Origin of the sequence: Acinetobacter sp. ANC 4654, assembly GCF_002135425.1 — a bacterium.
GTDB classification, from domain to species: domain Bacteria; phylum Pseudomonadota; class Gammaproteobacteria; order Pseudomonadales; family Moraxellaceae; genus Acinetobacter; species Acinetobacter kyonggiensis.
In genome coordinates this window covers 168,941-190,497 of record NZ_NEGL01000005.1, presented here as the reverse complement: position 1 = coordinate 190,497, position 21,557 = coordinate 168,941, and the positions used below count along the sequence as shown (strand labels likewise).

Here is a 21,557-nt window from a genome sequence, read left to right as displayed (position 1 = left end):
TTTGAGTCTTATTATGTCTGACGAGCTACTGATTAACGTCACCCCTATGGAATGTCGGGTGGCTTTAATCCAAAATGGTACGGTCAATGAATTATTTGTAGAACGCACGGTTAAACGTGGTTTAGTGGGAAATATTTATAAAGGCAAAGTGGTTCGAGTTTTGCCGGGTATGCAAGCGGCATTTGTCGATATTGGTTTATCTCGCACAGCCTTTTTACATATCAATGATATGATCTGGCCACGTAATCAGCCCACACCCAATGTATTTGAATTGCTGCAACCAGGGCAAATTCTTACGGTTCAAGTGATGAAAGACATGCTTGGAACCAAAGGTGCTCGTTTAAGTACGGACCTGTCTATTCCTTCGCGTTATTTAGTCCTCATGCCGTATGGTCATCATATTGGTGTTTCACAGCGCATTGAATCTGAAGAGGAACGTAATCGCTTACGTTCAATGATTGAGCCTATTCAAACCACACATCAGCTACCGGGCAGTGTGATTGTTCGTACGGCTGCCGAAGGGATTCCCGAATCAGAAATTGCTCAAGATATGGCATATTTGGCCAAGCTTTGGGAATTTATTCAACGTAAACAAAAAAGTATTGTGGTGCCTTCACTTATTTTTGAAGAGTTACCTCTTCCGCAACGTGTGATTCGAGATTTAGCCAACGAAGCGACCTCTAAGATTTCTGTTGATTCACGTGAAATTCATGCCAAATTACAAGAATTTGTCGCTGAATTTGTACCCAGTATGCAAACAAGATTGATTCACTATCCAGGTGAACGTCCGATTTTCGATTTATATAATGTCGAAGAAGATATCCAAAAGGCACTACAAACGCGTGTAGCACTGAAGTCTGGTGGATATTTGATGATTGATCAGACTGAAGCCATGACTACCATTGATGTCAATACGGGTTCGTATGTGGGAGGGCGAACACTAGAAGATACGGTGTTTAAAACCAATATGGAGGCAACACAAGTCATTGCACGTCAACTCCGCTTACGTAACTTGGGCGGCATTATTATTATTGACTTCATTGATATGCAAGAAGCACAGCATCGTGAAGAGGTGATGAGTCAGTTCGAGCGTATGCTTGAACGTGATCATGCAAAAACCAAAATTACACAAGTTTCGGAACTGGGTTTGGTTGAAATGACGCGTAAGCGTACCCGTGAATCTTTGGAACATTTACTCTGTGAATCCTGTCCAACATGTCAGGGTCGTGGTTATGTGAAAACGGCAGAGACAGTGTGTTACGAAATTTTTCGAGAAATTTTAAGATATGCACGTGCTTTTGAATCAAAAAGTGGCTTTACTGTGATTGCTCATCCATTGGTGATTGACCGATTGTTAACAGCCGAAGCACCCGCAGTAGCCGATTTAGAGCATTTTATAGGGCGTGTGATTAAGTTTCAGGTGGAAAATTTATATACGCAAGAGCAATACGATATCATTCTGAGTTGAAATTGTAACAGAATATCGTTAAACACTTGTTACATCTGAAATTTTACTTTCGAAGTGTAATTTTTAATACTAGGCATACACAGTAGCCAAAGCCAAATTTTCTCCTTTTGGCTTAGCAAAAAAGAGGTATGACATGAGTATAAGCCAAGTAATTATTAAACAAAGTTCGAAAGTCTTAGATCATAAACCTGCCACTAATAGTGGTTATATTGTGGATGAACAAGGTAAAGAAGTTCAAATTACCACTGCTATGGTTCGTTCAGTCTGCCACCAATTATTAAATCGATGCCGAACTATTAAAAATTAAGGGGCTAATTTTAAGCCCCTTAATTTATTTCAGATTTATTTTTCAGAAATTGCGGTTAACTCACCGCCTGTAACTTTGGGTTTTCTTGACCTACGATTTGTTCAAATCGTTGAATTTCATCTTCTAAGTGGGTCAGTAAGTTTTGTATTTTAGGTAATGCATTTCGGCAACCCGTTAAACCAACTTCTAATTTGTCTAAATAGCTGGTCATCGTGATATTGAGTGCTTGCCCATCTAGGACAATAGATGCAGGGTAGAGCGCATCTAATTTTGCACCATTCCAATACAGCGGTTCGCGTGGTCCAGGTACATTAGAAATGACAATATTAAATGCTTGGCGCTTAGGCATCATGCCTGAAACGATATTGAAGCCAGCTGCACCATAAACCAATGCACTATAGTTCAAAATCTGATTTGAGTTCATGCGCTTAAAACGCTGTTTTGCATTTAATACACTACGACGAATAATTTGTAGGCGTTCTAATGGTGTTTCTTTATTTGTCCCTAAGTTGGCCAAAATCATGGTAATGCGATTCGATACCTCAGAATCATCATCACGAATTGATGCAGGAACCATTGCAATCAGTGGTTTTTTCGGTAAAGCCTGTTGACTAATCAGGTACTCACGTAAAGCCCCTGAGCAAATAGCCAATACCACATCATTAATGGTGACACCCAGCGCTTTAGCAATTTTGCTTAAGCGCTCCAGTTCAAAGGATTGTGCGGCAAAACGACGAGAAGAACTTACTCGTTGATTTAAAATACTGCTAGGTGCTTGAAAGCTAGATACATAATCTGGATTACGTCCCATATCTTTCATAATGGTTTGAGATAGCTCACGGAATACGATCGGGGTGGCTTCAAATTGTTGTTTGATTCCGCCCATAATTTTTTTAAATCTGCTCGACGTTGGTTCTTTCAAGCGTTTAGCACGTGGACCTTCAACACACCAAGGCGGCACAATACTTTTCGCGTCTGGATCCTGTGAGAGCGATTTTTCAACGAGGCGCATGCCTGCAATGCCATCCACCATAGCATGGTGAATTTTAAAGTACATGGCAAAGCGATTACCCTCAATGCCTTCAATAATATTACAGGTCCAAAGTGGCTTGGCACGATCAATCAGGGCACTGTGTTCTTGTGAAATATAGGTTAATAATTCACGGATTCGACCTGGGTGTGGAAGCGCAATATGACGGAAATGATGGTCTAAATCGAATTCTTGGTCTTCATCCCAAAACAGACCATTGAGTTTATTATTAAAAGGTGGAACGGGGATTGATTTTGAACTACGAATATCTGCAACAAGATCTTGAATAAAGGTTTTAGGTGCATGATCGGGAATTTGGAATAGAAAGAGTCCACCAACATGCATCGGTTGCTGTCGCTTTTCTAGTGACAGGAAAATAAAATCAATTGGGTGTAAAGGACGCATAGCGTTGGATGCCTCACTGCAATTTTATTGGCTGTTCATGTCTAAACTTTGAACAGGTTTGTTAGAATTATAAAAACCGTCTTTTTAGTATATCGCTTTTCAAATATAAAAAAACTTATTTCTGTGTAATCATGAGTATAAGAAAAACCACTGATATATAGTGGTTTTTTTGAAAAAAGTTATTTTTTTAAGTTGCCGGAATGCAATCCGCACTCTTTATGGGTTGCTTCTTCCCACCACCAGCGACCTTCACGTTCATGTTGATTTGGAAGGACTGGGCGAGTACAAGGTTCACAACCAATTGAGATAAAACCACGTTCATGGAGTGGATTATAAGGGATTTCCATCATCCGAATATAGTTCCATACGTCGGCACTTGACCAGTTTGCCAAAGGATTATATTTGATCAATTGCTTATCTGGACCTGAAAAACCAGCATCTGCTTGAATAACAGGAATTTCATTACGTGTGCCCGGACTTTGATCTTTACGTTGACCTGTAATCCAGCCATCTAATGTGGCCAGTTTTTTACGTAGTGGTTTTACTTTACGAATACCACAGCACTCTTGATGGCCATCTTCAAAAAAGCTAAAGAAACCTTTTTGTTTGACCAAGCTTTCGATTGCTTCGGATTCAGGAAAGCAAATTTCAATCTCAATATTATAGTGTTTACGCACCGTTTCGATAAATTGATAGGTTTCTGCATGTAAACGTCCCGTATCTAAACTAAAGACACGAAAGGGTTTACCGAGATGAGATGCCATATCAATCAAAACCACATCTTCAGCACCTGAAAATGAAATTGCAATTTCACCTTCTTGGCTTAAAGCCAGTTCTAAAATCTCACTTGGAGACTTATCGGTATATTCAGATGCAAGGGCATCGACAAGGTCAATGGTAGGGATAATTGTCATGACAGTTCCTGGCTATAGGCTTGGATACTTAAAAACCTATATTAATTTAATTCACAATGATTTTAATAGAATTGAAATAATCTGCTTAGCAATAAAAAATAAATACTTATGAATTAAATAGATTTAAAAAACAGCACCTAAGAAATCATTTTTTAAGCTATGATAGCGCAAAATTTTTTCACTGGCATTAGGAGAACCCATGGAAATCGTATGTCTTGATCTTGAGGGTGTGTTAGTTCCAGAAATTTGGATTAACTTCGCAAAAAAAACTGGTATTAAAGCATTAGAAGCAACTACGCGTGATATTCCAGACTACGATGTGTTGATGACGCAACGCTTGAATATCTTAAAAGAGCATGGATTAGGCTTAAATGATATTCAGGATGTCATTGCAGATATGGGACCTTTCCCTGGTGCAAAAGAGTTTGTGAAATGGGTCAGTACTCATTTTCAATTGATTATTCTTTCAGATACATTTTATGAGTTTGCTCATCCATTGATGAAACAGTTGGATTGGCCAACTATTTTTTGTCATAAATTAGAAACTGATGAAAATGGCATGATTGCAGCGTACAAACTTCGCCAACCCGATCAGAAACGTCAAGCGGTTAAAGCACTACATGGTTTGAACTTTCGTGTGATTGCTGCGGGCGATTCGTATAATGATACAACTATGCTCGGTGAGGCTGATCATGGTTTCTTATTCGATGCACCTGAAAATGTGATTGCTGAATTTCCACAATTCCCAGCGATTAACGGTTATGAAGCATTAAAAGAAGCCATTCGTAATGCTTCTGTACGTGATATTCCAGCTTAATTTGATCACTAAGTTATAATAGAGAAGGGCACCATTGGTGCCCTTTCTTATTTAATTTGAATCTTTGTAATCAATTAGAAGCGGTAGCCGATTTTCATACCATAGCCAAGAGCTGTATTGTCTTCAAAGCTACCAGCAACTCTTCCACCCGTTTGGGCTTGAGCATCACCTAACCAGAAGTATTTAACACCCGCTTGGATGAAATAATTCTCAGCAGGACTATATTGACCACCTAAGCCAACATTCCAATAACCTTCAACTGGACCTAAAGTCGTTACTGGGTTACCAGCACCTGAGTCCCAACCAACAGCAGCTGTACCAGACCATTTAGCATTAAATTTATGGCCTAAACCTACTGTTGCAGACCATTGATCATCAGAATAATCAATTAAATTATTTTTTGATTTTTCTTTAAGAACATTCGGTGTAACTGCAAACTGGCTCCAATGTACCCAACGGATATTAGCAAAAGCTAAAGTGTCTTTAGCAATACCTGATTGTAGATCGAGATTCACAGATTGTGGCGTAGTTATTTCAGTTGTGCTACTAGGAAATACTAACTTGCCTAAGCCAAATGTCTCAAATGTTTCGACATCATGTTTAATTTCAGAGCGATAAGTCACTGCAGCTTTTAGTGCAATTGCGGGAATTTGGTAGGCAAAACCTGCTAACCAACCATAAGCACCTTCTTCTTTAAGCGCAATATCATAACCACCTACAGCAGCTGAACCACCATAAGCAGCACCACGAAGGGATACGTCAGCTTTCACGGTTTGATAGACAGGTCCTGCATAAACATTCCAGTTTTTAGTTGGTTGGTAACCAATTAAAGCTGTAATATTATTGGTTTTAACTTCAACACCTGTACCTTGTGTACCGTCGCCAAATGCACCAGCATCAGTTGCGTATTGAGAATCTGCGCCATAAGGCTGGTCATAAAGTAAACCCAAAGAAATTTGATCTGTTGCTTGAATTTTTATAGCAGCAGAAGGAAAGAAGTAGTCTTCGCCCATATCGCTGACTTTATTGCCAGCATTGTCTTTACCTTGAACTTCTGGATCTAAAACTGAAATACCCGCTTCAGCATAGTTTCCCGGTTGTAAAAAGGCTGAAATAGACTGTCCTGAACGATCAAGTCCAGCGGCAAATGTTGCTGTAGTCGGAATTAAACTAAGTAAAATTGCTGAATGAATCGCTGTAAGCTTCATGAATTCTTTTCCTTGAGCCGCTTAATCGTTATTTAAAAGTTACGGGAAAATAACATAAATAAAAAAAGAGTAAATGCTCAGCTCTGATTGGGAAATGAACTGTGTAATTCAAAAAATGAACTTGAATAGAGTAAAAGTACTAATAATTGTTTGGTATGTAAATGATTTATAAGTAAAAAAATAGAGTAATCATTTTAAAAAATGAAAGTAATATAAGGGGTTCTTTTTGATTAAATTTAAAACATATAGAAAGCTAAGTTTAAAAAAACAATAGGCATAATGTAAAAAGACCATAGCAAACTATGGTCTTTTTTAAATATTGAATGACTTAAATTAGAATTTGTAGCCCATTTTCAGGCCGTACGCGATAGCATGGTTGTCTTCAAATTTAGCCACTGAAGCAGGAGTGTTGAATTGAGCTCCTGATTGAGCATCTGCATCACCTAGCCAGAAGTATTTTACACCACCAGCAATGAAGGTTTGCGGTGTTGGGCTGAATTGAGCACCTAAACCAAGGTTCCAGTAACCTTCAGTTGGACCTAATGTAGAAATAGGGTTGCCTGCACCAGAGTCCCAACCTACTGATACATTACCAGCCCATTGTTCGCTTAGTTTACGTCCAACGCCTACAGTTGCTGAAATTTGATCATCAGAATATGCAACTAAGTCAAAGCCATTCGGTTGTCCAACTGCAGGACCAATAGCAGCACTTGCTTTACCAAAAGCGTATGGGCGAATTGCGAATTTAGACCATTCAACCCAACGAACGTTAGCAAATGCAACGGTATTTGCCATGATGCCAGTTTGGAAATCTAAGTTGACAGATTGAGGTGTTGTAATGTCAGTTGAACCTTTATTTGCATTAAGATTAATTAGACCTGGTACTGGTAGAGCTGTTAAGTTTGTGCCAATAGATGATTCTTTAACATCTATAGTATGCTCAATTTCAGAACGATAAGTAAGAGATGCTTTTAAAGCAATTTCAGGAATTTGGTAAGCAACACCTGCTAGCCAACCTGCTGCACCATCTTCGTCAATATTGGCTTTGTAACCTGCAAATCCTGTACTAGGTGAAGCAGTACCACTATATGCTGTACCTTGTAGCTCTACACTTCCTTTTACAGTTTGGTATACACCACCACCATAAATATTCCAGTTTACAGTCGGCTGGAAACCAAAAATTAAAGATAAACTTTGTGTGTCGACTTCAACACTTGTATTGCCCAACGGGCTTGTAAACATATTTGAAGAAGTGTATTCAGCATCTGCACCAAATGGTTGGTCGTAAATTAAACCAACTGAAAAATTATCATTTAACTGTAATTTTAAAGCAGCACTTGGGAAGTAATAGTCTCCCGCCATGTCACCTGTCTCTTGGCTAGTAGGATTGGTAGCTGTAATGTTGGTTTTACCTGAAACAGTTGGGTCTAGAACAGAAAGACCTGCTTCAAAATAGTTGCCTGGCTGTAAAAATGCTGCGATTGATTGACCTGAACGGTCTAAAGCTGCTGCGAATGCACCTGTCATTGGTACGGTTGCAAGGATAATGGCTGTGGTAAGTGTTTTTAATTTCATGCTGTATCTTTCCTTGAGGTACAAATTTTATTACTGAAATTGCTGTTATTTATGTTCAGTGTTCATTTTTGGCAACATCGGTTTTTAAACCTGATATGATTTGTTACTCCATGTGACAAAAATAGCACAATAAAAAAAAGAGTAAATGCTCTAGAAAAACAAATAAGGATAAAAAACTATGTATTTAATTTTTTTTGTTTAAAAAATGTTAATTTTTTTATTTTAAGTTATTGAAAAGTAATTAAATAAATAAAAATTAATGGTGCTTAGTTTTGTTTTTTATTTGGTTATAAAATAATCGTTTATTGTGAGGAATAGAATGTTTATTTGTAGTTTTTATCACACTATTTAACAGTAAGTACCCTACGGAGCTAACGATAATCTTTTAATAGATTATATCATGATGATTGTGGTCTTGCAGAGCAATGCTCCTGATGCAGTATGAAACCATAGATATTCTTCTTTTGGTCGATTAATTGAGCTGATTAAGTCTGCAAATTAGGTGCTGATAGTCCTAACCAGAATAGCGAACTTTTTGTACTTAGCGGTGCGCTTTTTAATCCAAAAGAAGCGAATGCTGTCTTATTTGAATATATTAAAATTTACTACAATTCGGGTAACACAGTATTCTGAAAATAGTTGATTAAGTCCTAAAACCTTTGAACAAAATATTTAAGAATTTATAGGGATGAGGGGCATCATTCCGTAAATTTCATAATTTTTTAATAATTTTGTCTAGCATCAAAAACTGCATAGCCTTGATGTCACTGCAACTTATTGCATGGCCGTGCTTGCTGTTTCAATCCGATGATTTAAACTTTGAATAATGATATTGATATATTTTTCAACATCATCGTTAAAAATCATATATTGCAATGCTAAGCCATAACTTAATGAAATTAACTCAGCAGTAATCGTCTCAATCTGGTTTTGATCTACAGGTTGTGCAGTTGGAATGAGGCAGATTAAAATTTTGGCTACTTCATTTTTATGCGTCTGCCAAACTTTTTGATATTCCAATGCAAAAGATTCGTCACGCGCTGCATATAATTGAAGTTCAATTGATATTTTTAACCATTCAACGTTATTAAAAAAATCGCGTAGCCATACACGGAGTTTTTCAATTGAATGATTAATATTTAAGTCTTCTTTGGATATTATATTTTGCAGTTGAAGATTTTCTTTCTCAAATTGCAGTCGCATTAATTCTAATAAAAAATCTTCTTTATTACTGAAATTTGAATAAAAAGCACCTTGAGTGTAGTTGGCATGTTTAGAAATATTTCTAATAGAAACAGCACCATAACCATGACTGGAAATTAAAGAAAATCCTGACTCAATAAGGGCTAGGCGGGTTTTAAGCTGCTTTTCATCGCGTGATAGTTTTGTTGAATTCATGAAAGCGAAATAAATGAGATAACAATTGATATCTTAAATTTTATGAGATAAATTTGCTACTTATTTTTCAAATATCAGTTGTAATCTGAAAAATAAATATTTTAATTTAGAGATGATTATGAGCCATAGTGCATATAAACGAATAGTTGTTATCAATGGACATCCTTCAAAAAGCAGCTTTAATGCTGCATTGGTCGATGCCTATGTGACTTACGCCGCCCAGTACAATGTTCAGGTCGATTTGATTGAAGTGGGGCAATTGCATTTTGACCCTAATCTCAAAAATGGCTATGAAAAGAGAATGGAATTAGAGCCTGATTTAATCGCAGCTTGGAAAAAAATAGAGCTTGCTGATCATTTGGTCTGGGTTTTTCCTGTGTGGTGGGGTGGACTGCCAGCAGTGACTAAAGGTTTTATTGATCGTGTATTTTTACCGAGTACTGCCTTTAGCTATTATGAAAACAGTAATCGTATTAAAGGCCATTTAGTCAATAAGACAGCAAGAATAATTACCACATTGGATCAGCCAGGTTGGTTCTATAAGTGGTATTTTGCTGAACCAAGTACTCGGCAGCTGAAAAAAACGACCTTAGCGTTTTGTGGTGTCAAAAAGATCAAAACGGTGTATATCGGTTCTGTTCGCGGTTCAAGTGAACTGCAACGTGAAAAATGGTTAAGACAAATGGAAAAGTGTGCAAAGCAGGATTGTAATAATGCTCCAAGCTTGTACTTAAATAATAAGCCAGCAGCAAATTCAGACTGAGCTGTGAAAATGAATGCCTATGTGCAGTGTTTTAGCTTACGGTGGTTGAAGTTGCAGACAATATTGATCATTTAAGCTATTACTTCTGTGGGTGCTGACCATATGGCGAATGTCTAAATAGGCAATACAGTAAAGATTAAATAAGTGATCTATATTTTTAACGCGAAATTTATGGCGTATCGGTTTATTTTCACGACTCTGCTAAAAATCATCTGCTTCACATAAATTTCATGTCGGCTCGATTAAACTCATTCAAACAAAATCTAATAATTTTGAGATTAGGATTAGCCCATGTTCAAAAGTCTTATGCGATGGGTAGATAGTTGGTCCATAACTGTTCAGGCAGAGACCATTTTATCTGAGAAAAAGAAAATTCAATGGCTGCGGATTTTACCCTTTATTATTCTGCATATTGCTTGTCTTGGCGTATTTTGGGTGGGGGTGTCATGGTTTGCAGTTGCCTTCATGCTGATTTTTTATTTGATTCGAATGTTCTCGATTACTGCATTTTTCCATCGTTATTTGTCACATAAGACTTTTCAGACTTCAAGAATGGTGCAATTTATTTTTGTCTTGCTGGGCACGATGAGTGCTCAGCGTGGACCTTTGTGGTGGGCAGCGCACCATCGTTATCACCATCGATTTACTGATACAGAACAGGATCCGCATTCATCTACTCATGGCTTTTGGTATAGCCATGTAGGGTGGTTTTTAAATGAATATAACTTTGCCACACGCAAAGAAGTGATTAAAGATTGGTTGAAATATCCAGAACTTATTTGGCTTGACCGATTTAGCCTTATCGTTGTATTCATGACTGCTGGGGCAATTTATATACTCGGGGAATGGTTGGCTATAGCACATCCTCAAATTGGAACATCGGGTTTACAGTTGTTGGTCTGGGGGTTTGTCATTTCAACTGTATTACTGATTCATGCGACTTTGTGTATTAATTCACTTGCCCATCTCTACGGCAGTCGTGACTTTGAAACCCAAGATCAAAGCCGCAATAATTTATTTTTATCCATTATTACGTTAGGCGAAGGTTGGCATAACAATCATCATTTTTATGCAGGCAGTACACGGCAAGGCTTTTATTGGTGGCAAATTGATATCACTTATTACCTTTTAAAAATGATGTCTTGGTTTGGCTTGGTCTGGGGATTCAAGCCAATTCCAGCACGGGTTTATGAGCTAAGTAAAATAGCGCAATCATCCACGCAAACAAAAAAATTAATTAAGACCAATACAAAGAATATTCAAACTGGGGAGTCTTCATGAAAATTGCCATTATTGGTTCGGGTATTTCTGGGTTATATGCAGCATGGAAACTTTCAAAGCAACATCAAGTGACTGTTTTTGAAAAAAATAATTATTTTGGCGGTCATACAGATACGCATGATTTAGAAATAGAGGGGCAGATGCTTGCTGTCGATAGTGGTTTTATCGTATTTAACGACTATAACTATCCACTTTTTAGTCAAATGATTGCTGAACTTGGGGTCAAAGCTCAAAGTAGTGATATGGGCTTTTCTGTGAATAATCAGGTGACGGGGCTACAATATAATCCATCGAAAAAAATATCATTACTGTGCCGACCGCAGAATTTTTTCAAATCTAATTTTAGAGTAATGTTAGCCGATTTGTTTAGATTTTATGCAGCCAACAAAGAAGTGATGGTCAAGGATTATGATACAACATTAAGTATAGAAAATTATTTAGACCAAAATGGCTATTCAGAGGCCTTCCGCCAAGAGCATTTATATCCTATGTGCGGTGCACTCTGGTCATGCCCAATTGAGCAAGTGGGACAAATTCCTTATAAATTTGTGGTCAGTTTTTTTCAGCACCATCGAATGTTACAGCTCAAAGACCGACCACAATGGCAAACAGTCAAAGGCGGTTCTGCGCGTTATGTTCAAGCCATTCAGCAACAGTCACCCAACATTAAGTTTAAGCAATTGGCTGTCACCAGCGTATCACGCTTATCCGATCAGGTGATTGTTCAAACAGAAGTGGATACGCAGCAGTTTGATTGGGTGGTTTTTGCCAGCCATGCTGATGATAGTCTAAAAATTTTAGCGGATGCGACAGCGCTTGAACAAGATGTACTGGCAAAGTTTTCTTATCAAGATAACCGAATGGTGGTACATAGCGACCTGAGTATTATGCCGAAACGCAAGTCTCAATGGGCGAGCTGGCATGTGCATGTCACCGAAGCTGAAGCTGATGCTGAAGCCGTATTTCAGCATGCAAAGGTTCACTATGGTTTTAGCTACTGGATGAACAAGCTGCAAAATTTATCCTGTAAAACCCAAATTTTTGCCACGCTGAATCCGAATTTCCACATTAATCCCAAGTTTATTTGGGTCGAACGCCAGTATCGACACCCCGTTTTTAATGCAGCAGCCATTGCGGCGCAGACGCGTTGGGCAGAGATTAATGGACAAAATCGCACTTCTTATTGTGGTGCATATTGGGGCTGGGGATTTCATGAAGATGGTGCGCGCAGTGCGGCCAAAGTGGTGGAGCAATTGGCACAGTTCGTAGCCGAGCCTGCTTAGGAGCATGGTATGTTGATGACCTCACTTGCTGTTGCGCCTGCAATGATTAGACATCGTCGCTATTTACCGAAGTCGCATGAATTTGACGCGAAGTTAAGTTACTTATGGTTTGACCCCGATCAGATGGACTGCATTACGCAGCAATCATGGTTGTGGTCATTGAAGCACTGGAGTGTGCTGAGGCTAGATGCAGATGATTTTTTAATTGCAGAGCATGGTTCAATTCGGGAAAAAGTTAAAAAAATACTCCTTAAACAAGTCAATATTATCTTGGCTTCAGACACAGAAATTCGTGTGTTGGCACTACCACGCACCTTGGGTTTTTATTTTAACTCGGTGGTCTTTTATTTTATTTTGGATGCTACCGAACAGCCCATTTTTATTTTGAGTGAAATCACCAATACCCCTTGGAATGAACGTCAGGTTTATATCCACGATTGTCGCGATAAAGCAGTTCAACATTCACATTTTCAAAGCTATTCGTTCGCGTTTGAAAAATCATTTCATGTCTCACCTTTTATGCCGATGGATATGGATTATCGTTGGAGTTTTAATTTTTCAGAACAGCAAAATGTCATCCATATGCAGTTGTTTCAACAGGAGGTACTGCAATTTGATGCCACAATGCGCTTTTCACTGCATCCCATCACAGTTCCTTCACAACACTATCGTTATGCTATTTCCTGTGTCTTTGAACCTTTTAAAATGATGGCGGGTATTTATTGGAACGCTTTTCGTTTATGGACGAAAAAAGTTCCATTTTATCGGCATCCCAAGAAAAACAAGGGAAATACAATATTATGAAAACACTCATTTCCAGTGAACAAGATTCGCTACCTTTGGTTTTACGTAGTTTATTGAAGTTGCGTCACGGTCAAATTATATTTCAAGGGGTGTGGAATGGTTTTGTTGGCGACAGTATTGAGTTAAGTGTTGTTGTTCGAGTTCATAATAAAAAACTGATGGAGTTGATTTTTAAAAATGGTGTATTGGGTGCAGCCGAGGGCTATATTCGGGGCTATTGGAGCACGGATCATTTGGTCGAACTGATCCAAATTTTGGCGCGTAATCGAGATGTTCTCGATAAACTTAATCAAAATATCATTTCTCAAGCCAGCCAAATCTTTTTAAAGGCATGGTACAAAACACGTAAAAACTCAATTGACGGTAGTCGAAAAAATATTGCTGATCATTATGACCTGAGTAATGAGTTCTTTAAGTTGTTTCTTGATCCATCGCTGATGTATTCCAGTGCTGTATTTAAAGAACCGAGTATGAGTTTAGAACAGGCTTCAAATTATAAAAAAGAGCTGATTTGTCAAAAGTTACAACTTAAACCGATGGATCATTTGGTAGAAATTGGCAGTGGTTGGGGCGGGTTTGCAATTTATGCAGCACAAAATTATGGTTGTAAAGTCACCACAATTACCATTTCACAAGCGCAATATGATGAAGCCGTGGCGCGTGTAGACGCGGCTGGTTTGGCGCATCGTGTCGATGTACAGTTGAAGGATTATCGTTTGCTTGAAGGAAAATTCGACAAACTGGTTTCCATTGAAATGATTGAAGCCGTGGGTGAAGCATATTTATCGACCTATTTTAAACAGTGCCACAATTTGTTAAAACCGAAGGGTTTGGCTTTAATTCAGGCGATTACCATTGAAGATGCACGTTATAAAAAAGCGTTAAATACGGTGGATTATATTAAGCGTTATATTTTCCCTGGCAGTTTCATTCCGTGTGTCAGTGTCTTAACTCAAACGGCATCAGAACAAAAATTACGTTTAAAACATTTAGAAGATATTGGACAAAGTTATGCACAAACTTTGCATTGTTGGCGAAAAAACTTTTTAGCTGCACGTGAACAAGTCCTTGCACTGGGTTTTGACGAAAACTTTATCCGTATGTGGGATTTTTACTTGTGCTATTGCGAAGGTGGTTTTAAGGAAGGCGTGATTAGTGATGTGCACCTGTTGTTTGAGGTCAGTGCATATTAAATTTGAATCTTCTGCATGAATTTGCCAAGGAGAACGCTAAATGCTGCTAGATGTATTGTTACTTGACGTTTTCATTATGCTGTTTTGCTGGGTCATTGTGACTTATAACCACCGTGCAGGTTTAGTCGATGTTGCATGGAGTTTTAGTATTGCGCTCAATGTGATCTGGGCTGCATGTGTGCTTGATACTGCGCCTATAGCAGTACGAATTTTCATTGGTCTTGCGAGCAGTATTTGGTTCTTACGCCTGACTTGGCATTTATTGCGTCGTTATTGGCATGAAACCGAAGAAGATCGGCGCTATGCCAATATGCGCCGTGCTTTGGGGGTGTTTCAGCATCTTGGTTTTTTAGCTTTTTTCATGTTTCAAGCGGGTCTTGCGATTCTATTTTCATATCCAATGCTGTCGCTACTGAGTACCACACAGATGCAGTGGAATGACTGGAGCAGTTGGGTACTGAGCGCTGCCGCACTGATTATGCTGGTGGCATTTATGGGTGAAAGTCTGGCCGATCATCAACTGTATTGGTTTAAACAAAATCCTGCCCATCAGGGCAAAACCATGGATCAAGGTTTATGGAAATATTCACGGCATCCAAATTATTTCTTTGAATGGCTGCATTGGTTTGCCTATCCCATTTTAGGTCTTGCGGCTGGGCTGTATGTGTTATGGATTTATCCCGTATTGATGTGGTTGTTTTTGTACTACATCACCGGTATTCCGTTTAGTGAACAACAAGCATTACGGCATCGCGGTCAAAACTACCGAGATTATCAACAGCGCACGTCAATGTTTATTCCTTGGCAACCTAAAGAGTAGAACAACCTATGGATTTTATTATTCAACAGTCGCTAAGAATTGTCGAAAGTGGCTTGCTTCCAGATCAGGCGATTCGTGCTGCAATACGGGGCTTAAGTAAAAAACGCTTAATTCAAGAAGGACGTTATGATCCTGAACAGGGCGCCCAGCGTTATATGGACGTACTGAACATGCTGAAAAGCAGTGAAATTGCCATCGAAACCGATAAGGCCAATGAACAGCATTATGAGTTACCGACTGAGTTTTTTCAGGCGGTACTGGGGAAACGCTTAAAGTACAGTGCAAGTTTATTTGCCGATGCTCAAACCACTTTAGATGAAGCTGAGGAACTGGCTTTAGCGAGCTATTGTCAACGTGCGCAATTACAAGATGGTCAACATATTTTAGAGATCGGTTGTGGTTGGGGATCTTTAAGTTTATGGATGGCGGAGCGGTATCCAAATGCAAGCATCACCGTGGTATCGAATTCTGCAACGCAACGTAAATATATTCAACAACAAGCCAAATTACGACAGTTCAACAATTTGAGTGTAATCACTTGTGATGTGAATGTGCTGGAACTTGAAAGTGGCACATTTGATCGAGTCGTATCGGTGGAAATGTTTGAACATGTACGTAATTATCAAAAACTATTTGAAAAAATAAACACTTGGCTGAAGCCTGAAGGATTACTCTGGTGTCATATTTTTTGTCATCGGTTTTTACATTATCCATTTGAAATTAAGAATGAATATGATTGGATGTCAAAATACTTCTTTAGCGGTGGACTCATGCCATCGGCTTCAACTTTCTTACATTTTCAAGATCATTTACAGTTAGAGCAGCATTGGCAGTGGTCAGGGACACAGTATGAACGGACTGCCAATGCTTGGCTGGAAAATATGGATCGACATGAGCAACGCTTAAAACCCTTATTTGAAAAAACCTATGGCAAGGCTGCCGCAGCGTGGTGGCAACGCTGGAGGATTTTCTTTATGGCCTGTGCTGAATTGTTTGGTTTTGAGCAGGGGCAAGAATGGGTAATTGGTCACTTTTTGTTTAAAAAGAAAGTCCTATAATCTAAATTGAATTTGACACTTAGTTGGTCAGGTAAGGGATGAGTCTATGTTGAAGCTATTTAAGGGCAACCGTGCTCATCCCTTGGGTGAAGTCTTTAATCGTTACTATTGGTTGCAAATTGGACTGATTGCGTTATCGATTGTGATTGGTATTTCATGCAGTGCATGGGTGATTAAAGGCACATTGCTAAAAACGGCGCTTGAACAGGAAATGGAGCATTATTGGATGCGTGTTGAGCGTAATCCAAAGGCTGATTTACCCGATACTAAAAATTTGTATGGTTACCGATGGAGCGAGGTTAGACCAACTAAGTTTCAAAATATGCAGTTAAAATCAGGCATTGACCGTCATTTTATTGATGGCAAAGAGCGCATGACCGTTTATGGAGAACGTAATGGACAGCATGTACTTTTAGTTTTTGGTGAGAGTAACGTCAATAAGCTGGTTTGGTTGTTTGGTTTGGCACCGTTAATGTTTAGTTTGTTTATTCTTTATAGTGTGCTGTGGTGGTGGAATCGTCGTGCGCGCCGATACTTTTCTCCGATTACCCGACTGGCCAATGCTTTAGAAAATATTGACTGGGAACATCAGAATAAAGAAGCGTCACCGTTTCAGGGCATTAGCACGGATGCCAACATGGAAGCGGAATATTTAAAACAAGCACTAGAGAAATATCATCAAGTGTTAAGTGAGTTTATTCGTCGTGAACGTGAGTTTAGCGGTGATGTCAGTCATGAGCTTCGCACACCGTTGACGATTTTAAAAGGCAATGTGCAACTTTGCCAAGCACGTTATGGTGATAACAAAGCTTTTACGCGTTTGGGCAATACCATTGAAGATATGCAGTTATTGGTCGATACCTTGTTGGCAATTGCACGTAATACCACCAATACACTGACCCCAGAACATAAATCACTATTCAATATTTTACAGGAATTACAACTCGATTTAGACAGTGTGGGGCAGGTTAAAGGCATACAGATCAAACTTGAACAGGATGGAGATGAACAGACACGTCAACTTTATCCATCTATGACCAAAATGGTCTTTGGCAATATTTTGCGTAATGCCTTAAATTATTCGCAAGGTTCAGAAATTGATATTATTTTGCAAAAAAATAAAGTGTTAATTGCCGATAACGGCATTGGCATCAATTTACCCAATGATGTGAAAGTACAGGAATTGTCGAGTCGGCAACTCAAACTAGAAACCAAAGGGCATGGTATTGGACTGCAATTGGTACAAAAATTGTGTATGCAATTGGGCTGGCGTGTAGAATTGTTTGATCGTCAATATTATTTAACCATCCAGAGCGATCTTGATTTAAAGCCTTCAACGGGATTGATTGTGGTGGTGTATCTTAGTTAGTTTAAGTTAGGGTAAATCGGTTTCAATTGCAATTTTTAAGCCCACCCCAGATACAGTATGAATCAGTTTCCGGTTGAAAGGTTTGTCGACCATTTTACGTAGATTATAAATATGACTACGTAGCGCATCACTTTCAGGCTCGGCATCCCCCCATAAAGCCATGATAATTTCTTGTTTACTCATCACTTTGGGTGAGTTGCGCATTAATAATTTTAAGAGTTTAAATTGAATTGGCGGGAGTTCGATGCTTTGACCCGCACGGCTTAGACTTTGACGAGCGCTATCTAAAATGAGGTCATGAATTTGCAATTGGCTATTTGAAACCTCACCCAGTGATCTTTTAATTAAAGCCCGAACACGTACCACCAACTCATTAAAGTCGAAAGGTTTGACTAGGTAATCATCGGTGCCTGAAGCAAAACCTTTTAGTTTATCGTCTAAGGTATCGCGTGCAGTCAGCATCAGTACAGGCAGGTCTAAACTTTGTTCTGTCCTTAACCATGCACAAAGATCGTAACCTGAGCCATCTGGCAAATTAATATCTAATAACAGAATATGATACGGATGCTGCCTTAATAAATTGCGTGCGGCATCTAAATTACGTGCATGATCTATGACAAAACCATGCTCTTCTAGAAACTCACACAGGGTAGAGGCAAGCTCGTAATGGTCTTCGACGATGAGGATAAAATGTTTTGTCATAACAATTAATTCTGATGTTTAGTTTAAGAGTTGTTGCTTCAATTTAGCATTAAAAGGCTGTGGCCCTAGCCAAATTTTAAAATACTGATTGGCCTGATCATTTTGAATATGACCTAATTTTTTTTGATTCAGTGACAGGGTTAATGTTTTCGATGGATGTGTATACAGCAAAGCGTATAAATCGCCATTTTTGACAGGTTTATAGAGCTGTGTAATATGATTCAGGGCAGAGCTTTCTTGAAAATTAGTAATATTTTTCTTTAAAAAATGCGTGGCTGCGCGTTTAAATGCCCATTCTGGAATATCTTGAGTATAAGCAAAATTCAGCTGAATACTTTGACTATCCCAAGTCTTTTTACAAGACTGGGCAAAATAGCTGGCTTGGCCGACCTGTTTTTTGCCAATTAAAAGTGGCGCTGTTGCACATGGTTGTAGCGCTGTGTCGAGCGTTAAGGCACTGACCGATAAACTGGTCAGGCAAATAAGGCTTAAGGCGATTTTTTGAATGGTAATAACCATGAGTAAACACCTCCAACATAGGGGAGTGAACGATATAAACCATTTGCTGGATCCCAAAAATCTTGCTGAAAAATAATTTGCTGGGCAGCATTCACTTTAATTTCACTTATTCCGTGTGAAGCCATCTTTTTATCAGTCCCTAAAAATTTGAAATCGTAAGCCATATACCAATGCACATACGCGGAGTCTTGATGATAACTTGTGCTTAATAATTTGACCGTGACATTACTGACACGTTTATTCATGCCTTTGAAATGCTCAACTAAATTTTGTCGTGATGAAAACTGAGACAGTGTGTCATTAATAAAAAGGTGCTCTGCATACAGCGCACTGGCTTGATTTACAAATTCGGGCGTGCCCAACGTATTAAAAGTCGAGGTAAAACGTGTACCAATTGCTAAAGCTTGTGCGTCATTTAGCATGATGCCTGTAATGTCATTCTTGGCGCTATGATAATCAGAGGAATAACTTGGGATATTTTTACATCCAGATAAACACAGTAATGCCAGCAAAGAACTTGCTATTGTTTTACGGTATTTCATGATTATTATCCATCTTGAATCTTATATTGATACTTTAGAGCGATGGGCGTGAATGGAGTGTGAATATTTAAACTTTGAAAAGCTGACTTGCGGTTCAAAAGTTCAGAGTATGATCACTTTACTATTTTGATTGAGAATTTTACGCAAATTTTACGCCTAAGATCATTTCCATGATAGAGAGTTTACGTTGTTGTTTTTCATACTACATTCTGGAATATCCCCGATGTTTAGGATGGAAATGATGGACGCTAAAAACATAGCTCATCAACAGGTAAAGCAGCAAATTAGATGCTTACAATGCAAGACATTTAAAAATATAACATTGACGAATAGAGGCATTTCATCGAGAGGAGAAATGTCATGTTAGAGCTCATTCTACTTGTAGTGATTGTCACGCTTTTGGCTTTTCCGCTCGGAAAATATCTTGCCGCCATTATGCACAACCGTGCAATGAAAATTGATCCACTATTCAATTGGATTGAGAAACCGATTTATGCAATTTTGGGAACCAATCCTAAGCAAGGGATGAATGTTAAAACGTATATCTTGAGTTTTATGTTCAGTTGCACAGTCATTGGTTTTGCGGTGTGGGGCTTGTTTATGGTGCAGGCATGGTTGCCATTCAATCCAAATCATGCACCCAATATGTCATGGGATCTGGCTTTACATAGCATGATTTCCTTTTTGACCAATACCAATCAGCAACATTATTCAGGTCAGGCACAGCTTTCCTATTTATCACAAATGGTTGGAATTGTTGGCTTGCAAGTCATTACCCCAATGATGGGCTTGGCAATGGTGGTTGCCACTGTTCGTGCTTTATTTTTTGAGCGTTCAAATGATCAAACTACGGCAGCATCATCTTTATCGAACCAAAGCTTTACTGAAAAAATTAAAAGTATCAATGTTGGAAACTATTGGGCAGATGTGATTCGTCCAACCTTTCGCTTCTTGATTCCGCTGTGTATGGTTTGGTCATTATTTTTAAACAGCCAAGGTGTACCAGCCACATTTCAGGGTGGGCCAGAAGTTCAAGTTGTTGATCAGACTGCGGAATTAAAAGTACAAAAAATTCCACTCGGCCCCGTTGCACCGATGGTTGCCATTAAGCAACTCGGCAGTAATGGCGGTGGATGGTATGGTCCAAACAGTGCGGTGCCTTTAGAAAATCCAACACCCTTTTCCAACTTTATGGAAATGTTGGCAATCTTATTGATTCCAATCAGTGTAATTTTCATGTTGGGTTTTTTCACCAAACGTCCAAAATTTGCAGCCTTTGTTTTTGGTTCAATGTTGTTGATGTCGGTGATTTCAGCATCAAGTGCAATCTGGTCTGAAAGTCTTTCTCAAACCGCATCACAAATTTCTGCGATGGAAGGTAAAGAAATGCGTTTTGGTGAATCATCTTCTGCGCTATGGGCCGCATTAACCACACAAGTGAATAATGGTTCAGTCAATATGATGCATGATTCTGCATCACCACTGACAGGGCTAGTCGCGCTGTCCGATATGCTGATTAATGCCATTTGGGGCGGTATCGGTTGCGGCTTACAGCAATTCATTATCTATCTGTTTTTGGCTGTGTTTATTGCAGGTTTAATGACTGGGCGTACTCCTGAGCTTTTTGGTCGAAAAATTGAAGCGGGTGAAATCAAACTGCTTGCTGTCGTGATTCTGATTCAGCCGATTGTGATTTTAGGATTGACCTCAATAGCCTTATTTTTTCCTGAACTCACAGGCAACAGTAACCCTGCCTATCATGGCGTTACGCAGGTTTTATATGAATATGTTTCGGCATTTGCCAATAACGGTTCAGGTTTTGAAGGTTTAGCAGATAACACCGTATGGTGGAATGTCACCTGTAGCATGGCCTTATTGCTCGGACGTTTCCCCACTTTAATTATTCCCCTCATTATTGCGACACGTTTAGCCGCTAAACGTCAGGCACCTGAAAGTCACGGTAGCTTAAAAGTGGAAACGCCTACCTTTGCTTTAACCCTAATTGCCATTGTTGTGATGTTGACTCTATTACAATTTATGCCTGTCTTAGTTTTAGGGCCAATCGCTGATCATTTGTTATTGGTTCAAGGCTAAGGAGTGA

Annotated in this window: 20 protein-coding genes; 12 read left to right on the top strand and 8 right to left on the bottom strand. The window is 38.9% G+C overall.

Features of this window, described 5'->3' with window-relative positions; genetic code table 11:
• Positions 1-13: 13 nt before the first annotated feature.
• Together rng and B9T24_RS16905 are read left to right on the top strand one after the other, a co-directional pair.
• Complete coding sequence (gene rng, locus B9T24_RS09560; protein ID WP_086165552.1) at positions 14-1,468, top strand: ribonuclease G; 1,455 nt, start codon at positions 14-16, stop codon at positions 1,466-1,468.
• A gap of 133 nt (positions 1,469-1,601) precedes the next feature.
• Entirely contained in the window at positions 1,602-1,775 is a 174-nt protein-coding gene (locus tag B9T24_RS16905; RefSeq protein WP_086165551.1) for a PA1571 family protein, read from the top strand.
• Between the two features lie 55 nt (positions 1,776-1,830).
• On the opposite strand, the gene B9T24_RS09550 is transcribed toward B9T24_RS16905, so the two are convergent.
• Entirely contained in the window at positions 1,831-3,210 is a 1,380-nt protein-coding gene (locus tag B9T24_RS09550) for a WS/DGAT/MGAT family O-acyltransferase (RefSeq protein ID WP_086165550.1), read from the bottom strand.
• Positions 3,211-3,389: 179 nt separating this feature from the next.
• Positions 3,390-4,124 carry a phosphoadenylyl-sulfate reductase gene (locus B9T24_RS09545; protein ID WP_004648083.1) on the bottom strand — a complete coding sequence of 245 codons (735 nt, stop codon included), beginning with the start codon at positions 4,122-4,124 and terminating at the stop codon, positions 3,390-3,392.
• A gap of 199 nt (positions 4,125-4,323) precedes the next feature.
• On the opposite strand from B9T24_RS09545, the gene thrH reads away from it, so the two are divergent.
• Positions 4,324-4,941: a bifunctional phosphoserine phosphatase/homoserine phosphotransferase ThrH gene (gene thrH, locus B9T24_RS09540; protein ID WP_086165549.1), complete on the top strand. Its 618-nt coding sequence runs from the start codon at positions 4,324-4,326 to the stop codon at positions 4,939-4,941.
• A gap of 74 nt (positions 4,942-5,015) precedes the next feature.
• On the opposite strand, the gene B9T24_RS09535 is transcribed toward thrH, so the two are convergent.
• From B9T24_RS09535 to B9T24_RS09525, 3 genes are all read right to left on the bottom strand, one after another.
• Entirely contained in the window at positions 5,016-6,149 is a 1,134-nt protein-coding gene (locus B9T24_RS09535) for an OmpP1/FadL family transporter (protein WP_086165548.1), read from the bottom strand.
• 333 nt (positions 6,150-6,482) lie between these two features.
• A complete protein-coding gene (locus B9T24_RS09530; protein ID WP_086165547.1) occupies positions 6,483-7,724 on the bottom strand; it encodes an OmpP1/FadL family transporter in 1,242 nt (413 codons plus the stop codon).
• A gap of 774 nt (positions 7,725-8,498) precedes the next feature.
• Positions 8,499-9,122 carry a TetR/AcrR family transcriptional regulator gene (locus B9T24_RS09525; RefSeq protein WP_086165546.1) on the bottom strand — a complete coding sequence of 208 codons (624 nt, stop codon included), beginning with the start codon at positions 9,120-9,122 and terminating at the stop codon, positions 8,499-8,501.
• Between the two features lie 118 nt (positions 9,123-9,240).
• On the opposite strand from B9T24_RS09525, the gene B9T24_RS09520 reads away from it, so the two are divergent.
• The 8 genes from B9T24_RS09520 to B9T24_RS09485 all read left to right on the top strand — a co-directional run bounded on the left by B9T24_RS09520 (position 9,241) and on the right by B9T24_RS09485 (position 17,693).
• Complete coding sequence (locus tag B9T24_RS09520; protein ID WP_086165545.1) at positions 9,241-9,885, top strand: NAD(P)H-dependent oxidoreductase; 645 nt, start codon at positions 9,241-9,243, stop codon at positions 9,883-9,885.
• Positions 9,886-10,176: 291 nt separating this feature from the next.
• Positions 10,177-11,166: an acyl-CoA desaturase gene (locus tag B9T24_RS09515; protein ID WP_086165544.1), complete on the top strand. Its 990-nt coding sequence runs from the start codon at positions 10,177-10,179 to the stop codon at positions 11,164-11,166.
• Entirely contained in the window at positions 11,163-12,449 is a 1,287-nt protein-coding gene (locus B9T24_RS09510; protein WP_086165543.1) for an NAD(P)/FAD-dependent oxidoreductase, read from the top strand. The genes B9T24_RS09515 and B9T24_RS09510 overlap by 4 nt, the downstream gene beginning before the upstream one ends.
• A gap of 9 nt (positions 12,450-12,458) precedes the next feature.
• On the top strand, positions 12,459-13,253 hold the full coding sequence (locus B9T24_RS09505) for a DUF1365 domain-containing protein (protein ID WP_086165542.1): 795 nt from the start codon (positions 12,459-12,461) through the stop codon (positions 13,251-13,253).
• On the top strand, positions 13,250-14,446 hold the full coding sequence (locus B9T24_RS09500) for an SAM-dependent methyltransferase (protein WP_086165541.1): 1,197 nt from the start codon (positions 13,250-13,252) through the stop codon (positions 14,444-14,446). Before B9T24_RS09505 ends, B9T24_RS09500 begins: the two co-directional genes overlap by 4 nt.
• A gap of 40 nt (positions 14,447-14,486) precedes the next feature.
• Positions 14,487-15,266, top strand: coding sequence for a DUF1295 domain-containing protein (locus tag B9T24_RS09495; protein ID WP_086165540.1), 780 nt, complete (start codon positions 14,487-14,489; stop codon positions 15,264-15,266).
• 8 nt (positions 15,267-15,274) lie between these two features.
• On the top strand, positions 15,275-16,324 hold the full coding sequence (locus B9T24_RS09490) for an SAM-dependent methyltransferase (RefSeq protein WP_086165539.1): 1,050 nt from the start codon (positions 15,275-15,277) through the stop codon (positions 16,322-16,324).
• Between the two features lie 46 nt (positions 16,325-16,370).
• Positions 16,371-17,693 (top strand): sensor histidine kinase, encoded by a 1,323-nt coding sequence (locus B9T24_RS09485; RefSeq protein WP_086165538.1) that lies wholly within the window; start codon positions 16,371-16,373, stop codon positions 17,691-17,693.
• Positions 17,694-17,699: 6 nt separating this feature from the next.
• Here the strand turns inward: B9T24_RS09485 and B9T24_RS09480 are convergent, their stop codons facing one another.
• Genes B9T24_RS09480 through B9T24_RS09470 form a run of 3 tightly spaced genes read right to left on the bottom strand, consistent with a single transcriptional unit; the run spans position 17,700 to position 19,456 of the window.
• Positions 17,700-18,395, bottom strand: coding sequence for a response regulator transcription factor (locus B9T24_RS09480; protein ID WP_086165537.1), 696 nt, complete (start codon positions 18,393-18,395; stop codon positions 17,700-17,702).
• 18 nt (positions 18,396-18,413) lie between these two features.
• Positions 18,414-18,914, bottom strand: coding sequence for a chalcone isomerase family protein (locus B9T24_RS09475; RefSeq protein ID WP_086165536.1), 501 nt, complete (start codon positions 18,912-18,914; stop codon positions 18,414-18,416).
• A complete protein-coding gene (locus tag B9T24_RS09470; RefSeq protein WP_086165535.1) occupies positions 18,884-19,456 on the bottom strand; it encodes a DUF2358 domain-containing protein in 573 nt (190 codons plus the stop codon). The genes B9T24_RS09475 and B9T24_RS09470 overlap by 31 nt, the downstream gene beginning before the upstream one ends.
• A 360-nt stretch (positions 19,457-19,816) precedes the next feature.
• Here B9T24_RS09470 and kdpA point away from each other — a divergent pair, with 360 nt between their 5' ends.
• Positions 19,817-21,550: a potassium-transporting ATPase subunit KdpA gene (gene kdpA, locus B9T24_RS09465; protein ID WP_086165534.1), complete on the top strand. Its 1,734-nt coding sequence runs from the start codon at positions 19,817-19,819 to the stop codon at positions 21,548-21,550.
• Positions 21,551-21,557: the final 7 nt, after the last annotated feature.